Genomic DNA, 14986 nt, shown 5'->3' on the forward strand with positions numbered 1-14986 from the left:
TGCGGGTGTCCTGCCGCTCCGGTAGGGCACCCGCTGCGTTTTCGGTGAAGTCGGTGAGAATCCGGCGCTGTCCCGCAACTGTGAGCCCCGATATCGGGTGAGCCAGGTCAGCCGGCGCGGAGGGTCCGTACGTACTGGTCCTCGGACGAAGGACGGTGACGTGCCGCAACCGCCCGTTGCAGCCGTGCTGTTTTCGTCCTCCGAACCACGGAGGATGGCTGTGCCACTCGACAACTCCCGACGGCTGCTCGCCGCCGGACTGACCGCTTTCGCGCTCCTCGCCGCAGGATGTTCGGGCAGCGACGATTCGTCACCGGCCGGTGAAACCGACACCGCTTCCGCCGACGCTCCGCAGGCCATCGTCTCCCTGAGCCCCACCAGCACCGAGATGCTCTACGCCATCGGTGCCGGCGACCAGGTGATCGCGGTCGACGACCAATCCGATTACCCGGCCGATGCGCCTGTCACCGACTTGTCGGGCTACACCCCCAACGTCGAAGCGATCCTCGGTTACGAACCCGACCTGGTCGTCGCCAACGCCGACACCGCAGACCTCGTCGCCGGGCTCGAACAGGCCGGCGTCGAGACGTTGATCCTCCCGGCTGCCGAGAATCTGGACGACACCTACGCTCAGATCGAGCAGCTGGGAGCCGCCACCGGACACGTCGGCGATACCGCCGAACTCGTCGCGCAGATGAAGACCGACATCGACGACATCCTCGCCGGTCTCCCCGAGCGGGAGATCCCGTTGACCTACTATCACGAGCTCGACAACACCTTCTACACCGTCACCGACGACACCTATATCGGCGAGATCTACTCGATGCTGGGCCTGACCTCGATCGCGACCGGCGGCAACGGCTACCCGCAACTGTCCGCCGAGTACGTCCTCGAACAGAACCCCGACGTGATCTTCCTGGCCGACGGACAGTGCTGCGGCGTCACGCCCGAGGTCGTCGCGCAGCGTGCGGGATGGAACGAGCTCACTGCCGTCCGCGACGGTCACGTCTACGTCCTCGACGAGGACATCGCGAGTCGCTGGGGTCCGCGCGTCGTGGACTTGATGCGCGAGATCGCCCGGATCGTCGGCGCCATCCCCGCGGCCCAGCCCACGCCTTGATCTCTCTGTCGCGCCGCAGTACCCGCGCACTGCCTCCTGGTGGTGCGCGGGTACTGCCGCGCAACGTGCTCGTGCTGACCGGCGCGGTGTTCGTCCTGTTCGCCGCGATGCTGGTCGGGATCCTCGTCGGACCGGCCGGTCTCACCCCGGGAGGAGTGATGCTCGACATCGCCGACCGCCTGCCGTTCGTCGACGTCGATTCGGGACTGAGCACGCGTCAACAGGCCATCCTGTGGAACATCCGCATGCCGCGCGTCGTGCTCGGCGTGCTGGTCGGCGCGATGCTGGCCATCGCCGGTGCGGCCTACCAGGGTGTCTTCCGCAATCCGCTCGCCGATCCCTACCTGCTCGGGGTGTCCAGCGGTGCCGGTCTCGGCGCCACCCTCGCCATCGTCGTGGGCGGTGCGGCCGGGTTCGCCGGTGTGCCCGTCGCAGCGTTCGCGGGCGGACTACTCGCCGTCGGCGCGACCTATTCGCTCGGCCGCACGGTCGGCGGAAGCCGCTCGGAAGTCGTCATCATCCTCGCCGGGGTCGCCGTCGCCGCCTTCGCCAACGCGATCCAGACGTTCTTCATGCAACTGCACGACGACACCCTGCGACAGGTGTACTCGTGGATGCTCGGGCGCCTGTCCACCGACGGATGGTCCGACGTCGTGGTGGTCCTGCCGTACGTCGTGGTCACCGTCGCGGTCATCGCGCTGCACCGGCGCACACTCGATGTCATGGCGGTCGGCGACGTCGAAGCCGCGAGCCTCGGGATCAACCCGGCGCGCGTACGGCTGTTGCTCGTGTGCGTCGCGACGCTCGGAACCGCCGCCGTCGTCTCGGCGAGCGGTCTCATCGGCTTCGTCGGCATCGTCGTGCCCCACGCGGTTCGGCTGCTCGTCGGACCCGGTCACCGGCTCCTGCTGCCGCTGTCGCTGCTGGTGGGCGCATCCTTCCTCGTCCTTGCGGACGTCCTGGCCCGCACCGTCATGTCGCCCGCCGAACTGCCGATCGGTGTCGTGACCGCGGCGATCGGGGCGCCCTTCTTCCTCGTCGTGCTCAGACGTAGCCGAGGTGTCCGATGAAAAGCGATGTTCTCACCACCGGGACCGTGACGGTGTCGTGCCGGCAGCTCAGCGCCGAACGCGGCGGCATCGAGGTGCTGCACCGCGTCGACCTGAATGTCACCGCCGGCTCCTGGGTGTCGCTGGTCGGACCCAACGGGTCGGGCAAGACCACCCTGCTGCACGTCCTTGCCGGGTTGGTGCCGGCCACCGGTCGGCTGCAGGTCTCCGGCATCGTGCCGGGGCGCGCCGGACGCCGGGACATGGCACGCGCGGTCGCGCTGATGCCACAACGCCCCGTCGTGCCGGAAGGTGTCACCGTCAGGGAACTGATCCACCTCGGCCGCACCCCACACATCCCGCGCTTCGGATCCGAGACCGCGCACGACCGCGAGGTGGTGGACCGGGTCGTCGAACGGCTCGAGCTCGAAGCGTTCGCACCGCGACTCGCGACCGAACTGTCCGGCGGCGAACTGCAGCGGGTCGTCCTCGCACGCGCCCTTGCCCAGCAACCACGGGTGCTGCTCCTCGACGAACCCACCAGTGCCCTCGACATCGGACATCAACAGCAGGTGCTCGAACTCGTCGACTCCATGCGCACCGAAGGGGACCTGACCGTCATCGCCGCGATGCACGACCTGACCTCCGCCGCGCAGTACGGGGAACGACTCGTGCTCCTCGATCGCGGACACGTCGTCGCCGACGGAACGCCCGACGACGTGCTCACCGCCGAACGTATCGCGCAGGTCTACGGCGCCCGCGTCGAGATCCTCGACCGGCCGGCAGGACGTGCCGTCCTTCCGCTCCGCGACACCTCGAAGGACTGCTGATGGAGGTCGTACTCCTGGGGACCGGCGCGGCGGACGGATGGCCGAATCCGTTCTGCACATGCGAATCCTGCGCAGACGCCGCGCGTCGCGGCGAGATCCGCGGGCAGACCGCGGCGCTCGTCGACGACGTGCTGCTGCTCGACTGCGGTCCGGAGGCACCCGGTGCGGCAGTGCGGCACGGCAGGTCGCTGGCGACAGTGCGGCACATCCTCCTGACGCACGCGCACGCCGATCATCTCGGGCCGCAGGCGTTGCTGTTCCGATCGTGGGTCGCGAACGGCGACGAGCTCGACGTGATCGGTCCCGCCGACGCTCTCGACGTGTGCAGACCGTGGGTGGGTCCGGACGACCCGGTGCGCTTCGTGCCGGTCGAGGCCGGGGATTCGCTTGCCGTCGGTGAGTACTCGGTGCGTGTTCTGCCCGCGAGGCACACGGTGTTCCGGGACGGGGATGCGGTGCTGTACGACCTGTCGGGTCCCGGCGGGTCGCGGCTGCTGTGGGCGTGCGACACCGGTCTGTGGCCCACCGAGTGGTTCGAAGCCGTGCGCGACGCGCAGTTCGACGCGGTGTTCCTCGAAGAGACCTTCGGCGACCGCTCCGAGCTGTCCGAGGGGCACCTCGGCCTCCCGGAATTCGGCGCGATGGTGGACGGTCTGCGCGGTGCCGGTGCCGTCACTGCGGACACCGACGTAGTCGCAGTGCATCTGGGCCACCACAATCCGCCCGCCGACGCACTACGGAAACGCCTGCAGCAGTTGGATGCTCGTCCAGGTCGTGACGGTGAGGTGGTCTACGTGGGTGCAGGGACTCCGGTCGGGCCGCATCGGACGCTGGTTCTCGGAGGAGTGCGGTCGGGCAAGTCGCGGCATGCCGAGGAGTTGCTCGCGTCGTACCCCTCCGTCACCTACGTTGCCACCGGCGGGACGCGTGAGGGTGACCCGGAGTGGGCGGAACGTGTTGCGCTGCACCGGGACCGGCGACCCGACTCGTGGTCGACGGTGGAGACCGTCGATGTCGCCGAGGTGCTGTGCACCGCCACGGAACCGCTCCTGATCGATTGTCTCGGAACGTGGTTGACGGCACGGCTGGATCGCCACGGTGTCTGGGAGGGTGGCGACCTCGACCCTGTCCATTCCGACGTGGACGAGTTGATCGCCGCGTGGCGGAAATGTGCGGTGCCGGTGGTCGCCGTGAGCAACGAGGTCGGTAGTGGAGTGGTACCCGCAACTTCTTCGGGCCGATTGTTCCGGGACATGCTGGGCCGGCTCAATGCGCGCGTCGCGGAGGCCAGTGAATCGGCGACTCTCGTAGTAGCGGGAATTCCTGTTTCTCTGAAGCGAAACTGATTTCTGTATTTTCTCGTACCACATAATTCTACTCATGGAATTATTGTCTTCAATGTCCGGTTATGGTCTTCCGGCGTATCCGTAAGAGTCGTTCCTCTGCGATGCTCGGAAGTGTCGATTTTCGAGGGTGAAATGCCGGGTGAAACGTCAACTACTGTCCGTGAGCTGCGATGAAGAGAAAGAAGACCGTCCAGGATGATCTATGTCACATGGGATTGAGTTCTCTTACTCCTCGGTAACATACTCCTGAGTAAGTCCGATTCGACGGACGAAAGAAAAACAGACCAAGACTCGCAGAACCCCACTCGATCGAAATTCGATATTCGGTCGTGCGGTAGCCCATGCCTGTTTCGGGGAGGGCCGAAGGCGCCGGGGCCGACAAGCGACACGATCGGGCACGCACGCTGCTGCCCAGAGGAGAGAGTCATGACGACCGACAACGCCGACAACAAGGCGCAGAAGCGTCGCAAGGTCCGCGCGATCCTGGCATCCGGTCTCGTTCTCGGTGTGGGCGCGGCAGTGACCCTTGCCGCATGGAACGACTCGGTGTGGGGCAAGGCAGAATTCGGTACCGGCGCCAACAGCTGGAACGTGCAGGGCAACTTCACCGGTGCGCCGGACGGGTGGAACGAGTTCGTCACTGCGAACGACGCCGGATCCTTCAACTTCGGCGTGAATGCATCCGCTCTCGTGCCCGGCGACACCGTTTACGCGAAGGTGGGTCTCCGGGTCGTGTCCGAAGGCCTCGGTGCGAACATCACCATGCCGGCTGCGCAGAATGCGACGAACGCGGCGCTCGCCGGCGTGCTCGATCTGAAGGTCGCCTCCATCGCAGGCTCGTCGACCGCGTGCGATGCAGCAGCTGTGAACGGCACCACCCGCGCGAGTGGAAAGATCGCCGGCGCCGCAATCACCGCACCGATCGCCATACTCTCCAAGAACGAGCACTGGCTCTGCTTCGCCGTGACCCTGCCCGCCGGGACCACCCCCGGCCAGCTCGGTACCGCGAACGAAGGAAAGTACTCGACATCGGTGAACTGGGAGTTCAAGGCTGCGAGCACGGACCCCGTGAACCCCACCCCGTGATGCGGATCGGCTCGTCGACTCGATCGTCCGGCATCGGGTCGACGAGTCCCGTCTCCTTCTCTCCATAGAAACGGTCGAAACTGTGCACGTCCTCCACGAACCGACGAAGCCCCGCCGCTCGCTGTGGTCCCGGGTCGAGAACGCTCTCCTCAACCTGCTCGCAGCAGGAGGGGTGGTGTGCATCGGCCTCGTCATCGCGGCGGTCGCCTTCGACATCTCGTTGATCCTGTTCAAGACGGGCTCGATGTCTCCGACGATTCCCCAAGGTTCCATGTCTGTCGTGCAACGCATCTCGGCGGACGAGATCGAGGTGGGCGACATCGTCACCGTCGATCGTGCGGAGGAGGAGCTGCCGGTGACCCACCGCGTCATCGCGGTCCACCCGCAGCGGGCCGGCGAGGCACTCATCGAGATGCAGGGCGACGCGAACCCCAATCCCGACCCGGGTCCGTATCGCGTGACCGAGGTACGGAAGGTCCTGTGGTCGGTCCCCGGTGCTGCCGCGGTGATCGTGCGGTTCTCCGACCCCTGGGTGCTGGGCGGCCTGACGCTTTCCGCCGCGACACTCGTGCTGTGGGCATTCTGGCCGCGAGAGACCGAGGACGACGGTCGGCAGGCCGGGCATGACCCCGACGACGTGAGTGGCGGTCGACGATGAACAGCAGATCGCTGCGCACGCTCGTCGCTCTGGTGGGTGTACTCGGAGTGGTCGGTCTGCTCGCGTCCAATTCGGGCTTCGCGGGTCAGACTCTTGCGAACTGGAACGATCGGGTCTTCGGGTCGGCGAAGTTCGACGTTCCAGGGGCCTATGGAAAGGGATACGCGCGTGCCGTAGCTGCCAAGTACTCCATGTCCCGCCCGGTGGGCTCGAGTGTGCGCAGCGGACTGGCGGCCACCCGTGAACCGGGGCAGATGCCGGCCTATGCCGATGTGCGATTCGGCAACCAGAACAGCACAGGTGGCACCCTTGGTCTCCTGTTGCCGGTGGAGATCGAAGGTGCATCGTGTGCGGTCTACGCGAGCCCGGTTGCTGTCCCGTGCACGAATGGTCGAAGCGCCGGAGCCTCGGTCGTCTTTGCTGCTGCGGCAGCCAGAGGCCTACTCGTGGAGACGACCTCCGGCGGCATCGACCTCGCGCGATTCGGCTCGACGGACGTGGTTTCGACAACTGCCTCTTGTCCGATCGGGGGTTCGCCGGTGGCAGGCGGAATCAACTCGATCTTCGGCGGTGTCGTGCTGGCCGGAATGGGCAACACCGAGAAGCTTCCCTTTCCGTCCGATCCTGGCCCGAACAATTCCGGATCCACCCGTCAGACCCGAAGCGGCTTCGGCTACGACTACGACGCGCAATTGACCTGGACGAAGACTCGGACCTCTACGAGCGCGTCGTCAGAGCTTCGCCTCGAGATGACCAGTACCGGAAAAATCTCGAAGGACGAAAAATGGGAACTGGACATGGTTCTCGCGTATGCGGAGTGTGGAATCGGAACCGATGCGCCCGTTCGCTGGGCAGAAGTGAAGCCGTCGATCTCCGGGCTGACAGCAATGACGACGACGCAGCAGGACGTTCCGTCGCCGATCGATTCACTGTTCGACGAAGGTGTCGTCGGTGACGCCGAGAAGCAACCCGTGACTCCCGGTGACGATCCCGTCGACCCGGATGGGACGAAGGTCGACGCGGACGGCGACCTCGACGAACGTCACGAGAACGACAATGCTGCAGAGCCGGACTCGGATCCTCCTGTCGAGACAGGTGAGATCGCTCCTTTACCGGATGACGCACCACTCGAGGATGATCCCGCTGTAGCACCGATTCCGACGATATCCCCGGCGCCCATCCCGAGCGGACCTACCATTCCGACACGCGTCGGCATGTCGTCGCCGTTCCCGCTCGTCGCGAAGGACGGAAGCGACCTGGGGACCGTGACCGTGGAACGCATATCGAGGACTCCCGGATGCGTCGCCGTGCGGTTGAGTGTGACGACTTCGGATGGTTCGGGTTATCTGAAGGGGTTGCGCGAATCCGACTTCCGGGAAGTTCTCGCCGACGGTGGCACGGCGTCGGTCGGCTCGCCGAGCGGGGAGTGCGACGCCGGCGCGTCGCTACCGGCGACATTCGATCCCGAGAGTACCTACTCGGGCTGGGTCACCTTCGACGTGACGAACGATGGAACCGGCGTGATGGTGCGGCCGGACGGAACAGCGGGATGGATCTTCTCGCTACCTGCGACGGAAACCCGATCGGAGCCCGTCGTCACCACTCCACCACCGGTCCAGGCGGACAACGCGGAGACGACCGACTCGGAATCCGGACCGGCGACCGCGGAGGAGGATTACTCGTCGACCGCCGACGAGTAACGGTCGGTCCTCCGATCTTCGTATCAGCCTTCCGATTCGTCGTCGGCCGGCTCGCCCACCGGAGCGTCGTCGCTCGGGGAGGTCGGCGCAGGTTCGGCCGGCGTTTCCTCGGGAATCGGTGCAGGAGCGGGCTCGTCGGTCGGCGAAGGAACAGGCGCGGGCGGGGGAGCCGGGATCGGATCGACCACTGCACTCTTCACCCACGAACCCGACGCCTTGGCGATCACCCATGCCCCCGAACTTCCGGTGATGCGTAGATCGTGCTTCCGACCTTCATCAGGTCCCCGCTGTGACCGACTGCATACCAACCATCTGGTATTTCCGTGACTGATGTTGCTCCTGGGGCGATAAGAGACACTTTCGTTATCGTGGGGAAGAAACGACCGAGTCAGAACAGCAGACGGTACAACCCGATCAGGCCGACGACGACGATGACGATCCGCAACGCGACCGGCGACAGGCGTCGGCCGTAGTGGGAACCGAGGTAGCCGCCGATCAGGGAACCCACGGCGATCAGTGCGGCCACGGTCCAATCGATCCGGTCGAACGCCACCAGGATGTAGGCGCAGGCGGCCACGACGTTCACGACCAGCGACAGCAGGTTCTTCGCGGCGTTCTGCCGCTGGATGTGGTCGTGCAGCAACGCACCGAACAGGCCCATCAGCAGAATTCCCTGCGCCGCCGTGAAATAGCCGCCGTAGACACCGACGGCGAACGTGCCGACGACGAGCAGCGTCATCCGTATCGGTCCGAGACGGCCGTCGGCGTCGCCACCCGTTCTGCGAGCCACCCAGGCCTGGATCTTCGGTTGCAGTACGACGAGCGTGAGCGCCAGGACGAGCAGGATCGGCACGACCGTCTCGAAGACGGTCTCCGGCAGGTGGAGCAGGAGCCATGCTCCGACCAGTGCCCCGCAGAACGACGCCGGGATCTGCCATCGCAACCGCTCCCATTGCCCGCGCAGTTCGCGCCGATAGCCCCAGGTACCCGAGACGCCCCCGGCGACCAGGCCGATCGCATTGGACATCGTCGCGGTCACCGGCGGTACACCGAACGCGATGAGCGTCGGGAACGTGATGAGGGTGCCGGATCCGACGAGGGAGTTGATCGCTCCGGCTCCGAGACCGGCAAGTGCGACGAGGAAGAGTTCGAGCGGGGTCACCGAGGCGAGTCTACGTCTCGTCGAAACCGACATCGTTGTCGATGTCGGGGCTCCACGGCGACATCGACATCGGTCTCGATGAGCGACGCTATTTCCGTCACGGTGAGAGAAAGGCTGTCCGCAGCGCGCCGCACTCCGTAGCTTGGGCGGCGACCATCCAGAGCGACCGAGAGACCTGGCTCCACGACGTCGCAGCAACCCCCCGTGCGCGGGTGCGGGTGCTACCGCCGGGACCGATGGAGGAACGAGCATGACCCGCTGGACCGAGCGCGCTTCGTGGCGCCGCCGGCACATCGACCTGTGCCGCGGGAGGTCGCATCGGTGTCGTCACTGACGTAGATCGTCCACCGGAACCTCCCGCCGTTCTTCACCGCGTGAGTCCCGGCCCGTCCGCAGGGGGACGGGCCGGGACCCACGTCTGCATCCCGTCCCCGTCCCCGACCGCCCCCGCTGTCCCGAAAGGCCTTCCCGATGCCTCCCGCTACCAGGACGTCGCCGTGAGCGCGTCCACCGATATCCGCGTCCCCGACGCACCGGCCGAACCCGCCGACGACGAGAACCTGGTCGTCGCCAGAAAGTGGCATCCGTGGCGTTGGGTGATCAGCGCCGGCGTGCTGATCGTCGTCGCCCAGTTCGTGCACGGCCTGGCCACCAATCCCGGTTGGGACTGGGCCACCTTCACGCAATACTTCACTGCGTCGTCCGTGCTCTCCGCACTGTGGATGACGATCGAGCTGACGTTGTGGGGCACGTTCCTGGGCTTCGCGCTCGGTGTGCTCCTCGCGATCGGCCGGCTGTCGAACAATCCTGTTCTGCAAGTGGTCTCGTGGACGTACATCTGGGCGTTCCGATCGATCCCGCTCATCGTCCAACTGCTGTTCTGGTTCAACATCGCGTACCTGTACGAGACGCTGTCGATCGGTATCCCCTTCGGTCCCGCCTTCTTCGAGTTCGGTGTGGCCGGGGTGATCTCGGGATTCACCGCCGCCGTCATCGGCCTGGCACTCCACCAGGCGGCCTACTCGGCCGAAATCATCCGGGCCGGCATCATCTCGGTCGATCACGGTCAGATCGAGGCGGCCAATGCGCTCGGCATCCCGCGGTACCGGCAGTTCGTGAAGATCGTGCTCCCGCAGGCCATGCGGGCGATCCTCCCGAACGCCGCCAACGAGGTGATCAGCCTCTTCAAGGGAACCTCGATCGTCTCCACCATGGCCATCGCCGAGCTCTTCTACCAGGTGCAGGTGATCTTCGGCCGTACCGGACGCGTCGTACCGATGCTCATGGTCGCGACGGTCTGGTACATCATCCTCACCACGATCCTGTCGATCGGGCAGTACTACGTCGAACGGCATTACGCTCGCGGTTCGGCACGGGCACTCCCGTTCACCCCGTGGCAGCGCGTGGTCGCGAAATACCGGGAGATCCGCGACAGCGGTATCGGTGCACCCCGGGGAGCCACGAAGTGACCGCGACCCGGGACGACGTCGACTACGTCGTCGACGTGCGCGGAGTCCACAAGTCGTTCGGCACACTCGAGGTGCTGAAAGGGATCGACCTGCAACTACGCAAAGGCACGGTCACTGTGATCCTCGGGCCGTCCGGTTCCGGGAAATCCACCCTCCTGCGCACCCTCAACCACCTCGAGAAGGTCGACCGCGGCACCGTCCGCATCGACGGTGAGCTGATCGGCTACAAGCGTCGCGGAAACAAGCTGCACGAGTTGCGTGCCCGCGACATCCTCCGTCAGCGTTCCCGCATAGGCTTCGTCTTCCAGAACTTCAACCTGTTCCCGCACCTGACCGCCCTCGAGAACGTCGTCGAGGCACCGCTGTCGGCGCAGGGCCGCGACCGAGCGGAAATCGAGGCGGAGGCCCGCGCCCTGCTCGACCGCGTCGGCGTGGGCGACAAGCTGCACGACTACCCGAAACAACTGTCCGGCGGACAACAACAGCGCGTCGCGATTGCGCGGGCCCTGGCCCTGCGACCCGCCGTGATCCTCTTCGACGAGCCCACCTCGGCTCTCGACCCCGAACTCGTCGGCGAGGTTCTCGCCGTCATCCGCGACCTTGCCGGCGACGGCGCGACTCTCGTGATCGTCACGCACGAGATCGGTTTCGCCCGTGAGGTCGCCGACACCGTCGTCTTCATGGACGGCGGCGTCATCGTCGAACAGGGACCACCCCACGAGCTCCTCGACAACCCGCAGCAGGAACGCACCGCGTCGTTCCTGTCCCGTGTTCTCTGATTTTCCGCCCCACCACCGCATTCGAGAAGGTAACGATGTTCGCTTCCTCCCGCCGGGTCCGCCTGCTGACCTCGATCCTGACCGCCGTCGCTCTCCTGGGTGTCGCGGCCTGCAGTTCCGACGCAGATGCCGGAACCGACACCGACGCCGCCACCACGGCCGGTTACAACCTCACCGCGGACCAGAACCGCATCACCACCGACCCGGTCGAGGAGATCGCCGCCAAGGTTCCCCAGGAGATTCGCGACCGCGGCACACTCGTCGTCACCGGATCGGCCGGTACCGCACCGCCGTTGCGCTTCTACGCCGACGACGACACGACGATCATCGGATCCGAGACCGACTTCGCCCATCTCATCGGGAACGTGCTCGATCTGGACATCGAACTCACCGCCGCCGACTGGGCGCAGAACTTCGTCCGCGTCGACTCCGGTGAGGCCGACGTGTTCATCTCCAACGTGACCGTCACCGAAGAACGCAAGGAGAAGTACGACTTCGCTACCTACCGTCTCGACAGCCTTGCCGTCGAGGTCGGCAAGGACAGCGGCATCACCTTCGACGGGCCCGAGGACATTGCGGGCCTTACGATCGGTGTCGGCTCCGGGACCAACCAGGAGGCGCTGCTCGTCGAGTGGAACGAGAAGAACGTCGCCGCCGGGCTCGAACCCGCGGAGATTCTCTACTACCAGAACGCCGTCGACTACTACCTCGCGCTCGGCTCCGGTCGCATCGATGCCTATGTCGGCCCGAACCCGACCTCGGCGTTCCACGTCCTGCAGGCCGGTGAGACGGAGATCGCCGGCACGTTCTCGGGTGCGGGTCTCGACCTGCAGGGTGAGATCGCGGTGCTGACGAAGAAGGACAACGGGCTGATCCGGGCGATCAACGAGGCAATCAACCACCTCATCGAGAACGGCGCCTACGCAGAGATTCTCGAGCGGTGGGGCATCAGCAACGAGGCAATCGAAGTCTCGCGCATCAACCCGCCCGGCCTGCCCAAGACGTCCTAGGCCGGAAGCGACAGGAGGACAGCATGACTCGCGTCAACAAGCTCGTCGACGTCGTGGTGGTCGGTGGCGGTGTCATCGGCTCCGCGGCGGCATGGCGACTCGCCGCACGTGGCCGCACGGTGGTCCTGCTCGAACAGTTCGAACACGGGCACCATCGCGGTGCCTCGCACGGCAGTTCCCGCATCTACCGGCAGGCCTACGACGGGAAGTTCTACACCACCCTCGCCGCCCGCGCCCTGCCGCTCTGGCGGCGGCTCGAGGAGGCCACGGGCAACCGGCTCCTCGAACTCACCGGCGCCGTCGACCACGGTCTACCGACGGCAGTCCACACCAAGGCGACGACACTACTCCAGCTCGGCATCGCGCACACCGTCCTCGAGCCGACCGAGGCACAGCGTCGCTGGCCCGGCATCAGGTTCGACACCACGGTGCTGCACCACCCCGACGCCGGGCGCCTGCACGCCGACCGCTCTGTGGCCGCGTTGCAGCACGCTGCGGCACAGGCCGGTGCGGACATTCGGCACACCACCCCGGCCCGCACCGTCTGCGAGACCGATCGCGGCGTCGAGATCGTGCTCGACACCGAGGTGGTCACGGCGAGGCACGTCGTCGTCGCGGCGGGAGCATGGACGCGTGCCGTCCTCGACGGGGCGGGCAGCGGCACGACACCCCGCCTGCCGGCCCTGCGTACGACGCAGGAGCAACCGGCGCACTTCGTCCCGCTCACGGACGCGCAGTGGCCGAGCTTCGTCCACCACCGCGGCGCGCAACTCGACGGGGAGGGCATCTACGGCCTCGGCTCCGTCGACGGCATCAAGATCGGGGAGCACGGCACCGGCCCGCAGGTCGAGCCGGACAGCCGTAGCTTCGTGGCGGATCCGGACGGCGTCCGCCGGCTCGTCGACTACGCGCGGGCCTGGCTCCCGGGCGTCGACGCCGAGAGCGCACGGGTGGACACCTGCCTGTACACGACGACCCCGGACTCGAACTTCGTCGTCGACCGCGCAGGGGCCGTTACCGTCGCCGCAGGCTTTTCCGGTCACGGATTCAAATTCGCGCCGGCGATCGGGGAGCTCGTCGCAGGCCTTGCCGACGGCACCGCCACCAGCCCCGAACCGTTCCGGTTCGGCGCGCGGGAACCGGTGGTGGTCTCGTGAGCGGGACCCGCGGACTCGAGGTCCGAGCGGTGCGGCAGGACGATCCCCTCGCCGCACCGCTGCTCGAAGAACTCGCGGTCGAGTACAGCACCCGCTACGAGCACTCCTTCGAGGAGCAGTACGAGAGCCTCGTCGGCTACCCGGAGGACCGGTTCGCGCCACCCCACGGTGCGCTGCTCGTCCTCGTCGAGGAGGGAGCGCCGGTCGCGGGCGGAGCGTTCCAGCGCTACGACGGGAACACCGCCGAACTCAAGCGGATCTGGACGTCGAAAGACCATCGACGTCGTGGTCTCGGCCGTATCGTGGTCGCCGAACTCGAGGCCGAGGCCCTGCGTCGCGGATACACCCGCATCTACCTGACGACGGGATGGCGGCAACCCGAGGCCGTCGCGTTGTATCTCGCGGCCGGGTATACCGCCCTGTTCGACCCCCGGCGGCCTGCCGAGGAGATCGGACCACATCCCTTCGAGAAGTTCCTGGTCCGAAAGGTGGCTTCCGCGTGAAGTTCCTGCTGCTCAGTCTCATCACCCACCATCCCGACCCCGTGACGGGGGAATGGCTCTCGCCGTCCGAACGGATCCGCGAGGTCGTCGACACCGCTGTGCTCGCCGAACAGCTCGGCTTCGAAGGATTCGCGGTGGGGGAGCGGCACGAGAGGCCGTTCCTCGCGTCGTCACCTCCCGTCGTCCTTGCAAACATCGCTGCGCGGACCAGCACACTCGAACTGTGGACCGGCGTCACGACCTTGAGCCTGCTCGACCCTGTCCGCGCGTTCGAGGACTACTCCACGCTCGACAACCTGTCGGGCGGGCGACTGCAGCTCATGATCGGCAAAGGCAACGGCACCGCCCAGGCCGACCTGTTCCACGTCACGCCCGAGGATCAGTGGGATCGCAATCGCGAAGGATACGAACTGTTCCGCGCCCTGTGGGAGAACGAGACGGTCACCTGGGAGGGCCGGTTCCGGCCGTCGCTCACCGATGCCGTCACCGTGCCGCGGCCGCTGCAGCAGCGTCTGGCGATCTGGCACGGCAGCGCCACGAGTCGCGAATCCGTGGATCTCGCAGCGCGGTACGGTGATCCGATCTTCTCCGCCAACGTCACCAACCCGATCGAGCCGTATGCCGAGCTCATCGACCACTATCGCGAACGCTGGGCGGCCTACGGTCACGATCCCGTCGAGGCGCGGGTGGGCGCGGGGACGGCGGGGCTGTATGTTGCGCCCACCTCTCAGGAAGCGATCAAAAGTTACCGGCCGCAGTTCGAGCAGCGGCTCGATTTCGCCTGGGAGAACGGCCTTCCCGTCGTCTTCGAGTCCATCGAGGATTTCGTCGAACGCAGCTCCGCACTCATCGGGAGTCCGCAGCAGGTGATAGACAAGGTGCTCCGCTATCACGAGCGGTTCGGTCACGAGGTCATGCACGTGACCGCCGACCGCGGCGGGTTCTCGGTGGCGGAGCAACGCGCGAGTCTCGAACTGTTCCAAGCGGAGGTCGTGCCGGCGCTGCGCGCGGCCATTCCGCACCGCGAGGCCATCACGATCCCGCACAGCGAGGCGTCACCGCTCGAGTCGGCGGGATCGGAACCGTTTCGATCGCGGTGAAATTAACGGTGTGCCCG

General features: G+C 66.4%; 14 protein-coding genes and 2 riboswitches. Of the genes, 13 read left to right on the forward strand and 1 reads right to left on the reverse strand.

What is annotated here, in order from left to right; genetic code table 11:
- Nucleotides 1-2 precede the first annotated feature (2 nt).
- Nucleotides 3-130, forward strand: a riboswitch (cobalamin riboswitch).
- Nucleotides 131-214: 84 nt separating this feature from the next.
- The 7 genes from GON09_RS22865 (at nt 215) to GON09_RS22895 (ending at nt 7789) form a co-directional block, all read left to right on the forward strand.
- The gene (locus tag GON09_RS22865; RefSeq protein WP_213933884.1) at nt 215-1120 is read left to right on the forward strand and encodes an ABC transporter substrate-binding protein; all 906 of its coding nucleotides are present in this window, start codon (nt 215-217) and stop codon (nt 1118-1120) included.
- A gap of 107 nt (nt 1121-1227) precedes the next feature.
- The gene (locus tag GON09_RS22870; protein ID WP_244866923.1) at nt 1228-2190 is read left to right on the forward strand and encodes a FecCD family ABC transporter permease; all 963 of its coding nucleotides are present in this window, start codon (nt 1228-1230) and stop codon (nt 2188-2190) included.
- The gene (locus GON09_RS22875; RefSeq protein ID WP_213933885.1) at nt 2187-2999 is read left to right on the forward strand and encodes an ABC transporter ATP-binding protein; all 813 of its coding nucleotides are present in this window, start codon (nt 2187-2189) and stop codon (nt 2997-2999) included. Before GON09_RS22870 ends, GON09_RS22875 begins: the two co-directional genes overlap by 4 nt.
- The gene (gene cobU, locus GON09_RS22880) at nt 2999-4345 is read left to right on the forward strand and encodes a bifunctional adenosylcobinamide kinase/adenosylcobinamide-phosphate guanylyltransferase (protein ID WP_213933886.1); all 1347 of its coding nucleotides are present in this window, start codon (nt 2999-3001) and stop codon (nt 4343-4345) included. Before GON09_RS22875 ends, cobU begins: the two co-directional genes overlap by 1 nt.
- A 426-nt stretch (nt 4346-4771) precedes the next feature.
- Nucleotides 4772-5431, forward strand: coding sequence for a SipW-dependent-type signal peptide-containing protein (locus GON09_RS22885; protein ID WP_213933887.1), 660 nt, complete (start codon nt 4772-4774; stop codon nt 5429-5431).
- An 82-nt stretch (nt 5432-5513) separates the two neighbouring features.
- On the forward strand, nt 5514-6089 hold the full coding sequence (locus tag GON09_RS22890) for a signal peptidase I (protein WP_307854471.1): 576 nt from the start codon (nt 5514-5516) through the stop codon (nt 6087-6089).
- The gene (locus GON09_RS22895; RefSeq protein WP_213933889.1) at nt 6086-7789 is read left to right on the forward strand and encodes a hypothetical protein; all 1704 of its coding nucleotides are present in this window, start codon (nt 6086-6088) and stop codon (nt 7787-7789) included. Before GON09_RS22890 ends, GON09_RS22895 begins: the two co-directional genes overlap by 4 nt.
- Before the next feature lie 388 nt (nt 7790-8177).
- On the opposite strand, the gene GON09_RS22900 is transcribed toward GON09_RS22895, so the two are convergent.
- Nucleotides 8178-8951, reverse strand: coding sequence for a sulfite exporter TauE/SafE family protein (locus tag GON09_RS22900; protein WP_213933891.1), 774 nt, complete (start codon nt 8949-8951; stop codon nt 8178-8180).
- A 150-nt stretch (nt 8952-9101) separates the two neighbouring features.
- Nucleotides 9102-9194: riboswitch (SAM riboswitch) on the forward strand.
- A gap of 254 nt (nt 9195-9448) precedes the next feature.
- Between GON09_RS22900 and GON09_RS22905 the strand changes: the two genes are divergently transcribed.
- From GON09_RS22905 to GON09_RS22930, 6 genes are read left to right on the forward strand one after another with little or no spacing between them, the layout of a single operon-like run.
- Complete coding sequence (locus GON09_RS22905) at nt 9449-10420, forward strand: amino acid ABC transporter permease (RefSeq protein WP_213933892.1); 972 nt, start codon at nt 9449-9451, stop codon at nt 10418-10420.
- A complete protein-coding gene (locus GON09_RS22910; RefSeq protein WP_213933893.1) occupies nt 10417-11199 on the forward strand; it encodes an amino acid ABC transporter ATP-binding protein in 783 nt (260 codons plus the stop codon). Before GON09_RS22905 ends, GON09_RS22910 begins: the two co-directional genes overlap by 4 nt.
- Nucleotides 11200-11234: 35 nt before the next feature.
- Complete coding sequence (locus tag GON09_RS22915) at nt 11235-12209, forward strand: ABC transporter substrate-binding protein (RefSeq protein ID WP_213933894.1); 975 nt, start codon at nt 11235-11237, stop codon at nt 12207-12209.
- A gap of 23 nt (nt 12210-12232) precedes the next feature.
- Complete coding sequence (locus tag GON09_RS22920) at nt 12233-13366, forward strand: FAD-dependent oxidoreductase (protein WP_213933895.1); 1134 nt, start codon at nt 12233-12235, stop codon at nt 13364-13366.
- A complete protein-coding gene (locus tag GON09_RS22925; protein ID WP_213933896.1) occupies nt 13363-13869 on the forward strand; it encodes a GNAT family N-acetyltransferase in 507 nt (168 codons plus the stop codon). Before GON09_RS22920 ends, GON09_RS22925 begins: the two co-directional genes overlap by 4 nt.
- Nucleotides 13866-14969: an LLM class flavin-dependent oxidoreductase gene (locus GON09_RS22930; protein WP_213933898.1), complete on the forward strand. Its 1104-nt coding sequence runs from the start codon at nt 13866-13868 to the stop codon at nt 14967-14969. Before GON09_RS22925 ends, GON09_RS22930 begins: the two co-directional genes overlap by 4 nt.
- Nucleotides 14970-14986: the final 17 nt, after the last annotated feature.

Source organism: Rhodococcus sp. B50, from assembly GCF_013602415.1.
Lineage (GTDB): Bacteria > Actinomycetota > Actinomycetes > Mycobacteriales > Mycobacteriaceae > Rhodococcus.

Bases quoted from the DNA above. Each gene is read 5' to 3' on its own strand.
- GON09_RS22865 (WP_213933884.1), top strand. From the start codon at position 215: ATGGCTGTGCCACTCGACAACTCCCGACGGCTGCTCGCCGCCGGACTG.
- GON09_RS22915 (WP_213933894.1), top strand. From the start codon at position 11,235: ATGTTCGCTTCCTCCCGCCGGGTCCGCCTGCTGACCTCGATCCTGACC.
- GON09_RS22895 (WP_213933889.1), top strand. From the start codon at position 6,086: ATGAACAGCAGATCGCTGCGCACGCTCGTCGCTCTGGTGGGTGTACTC.
- GON09_RS22920 (WP_213933895.1), top strand. From the start codon at position 12,233: ATGACTCGCGTCAACAAGCTCGTCGACGTCGTGGTGGTCGGTGGCGGT.
- GON09_RS22885 (WP_213933887.1), top strand. From the start codon at position 4,772: ATGACGACCGACAACGCCGACAACAAGGCGCAGAAGCGTCGCAAGGTC.
- GON09_RS22875 (WP_213933885.1), top strand. From the start codon at position 2,187: ATGAAAAGCGATGTTCTCACCACCGGGACCGTGACGGTGTCGTGCCGG.
- cobU (WP_213933886.1), top strand. From the start codon at position 2,999: ATGGAGGTCGTACTCCTGGGGACCGGCGCGGCGGACGGATGGCCGAAT.
- GON09_RS22870 (WP_244866923.1), top strand. From the start codon at position 1,228: ATGCTGGTCGGGATCCTCGTCGGACCGGCCGGTCTCACCCCGGGAGGA.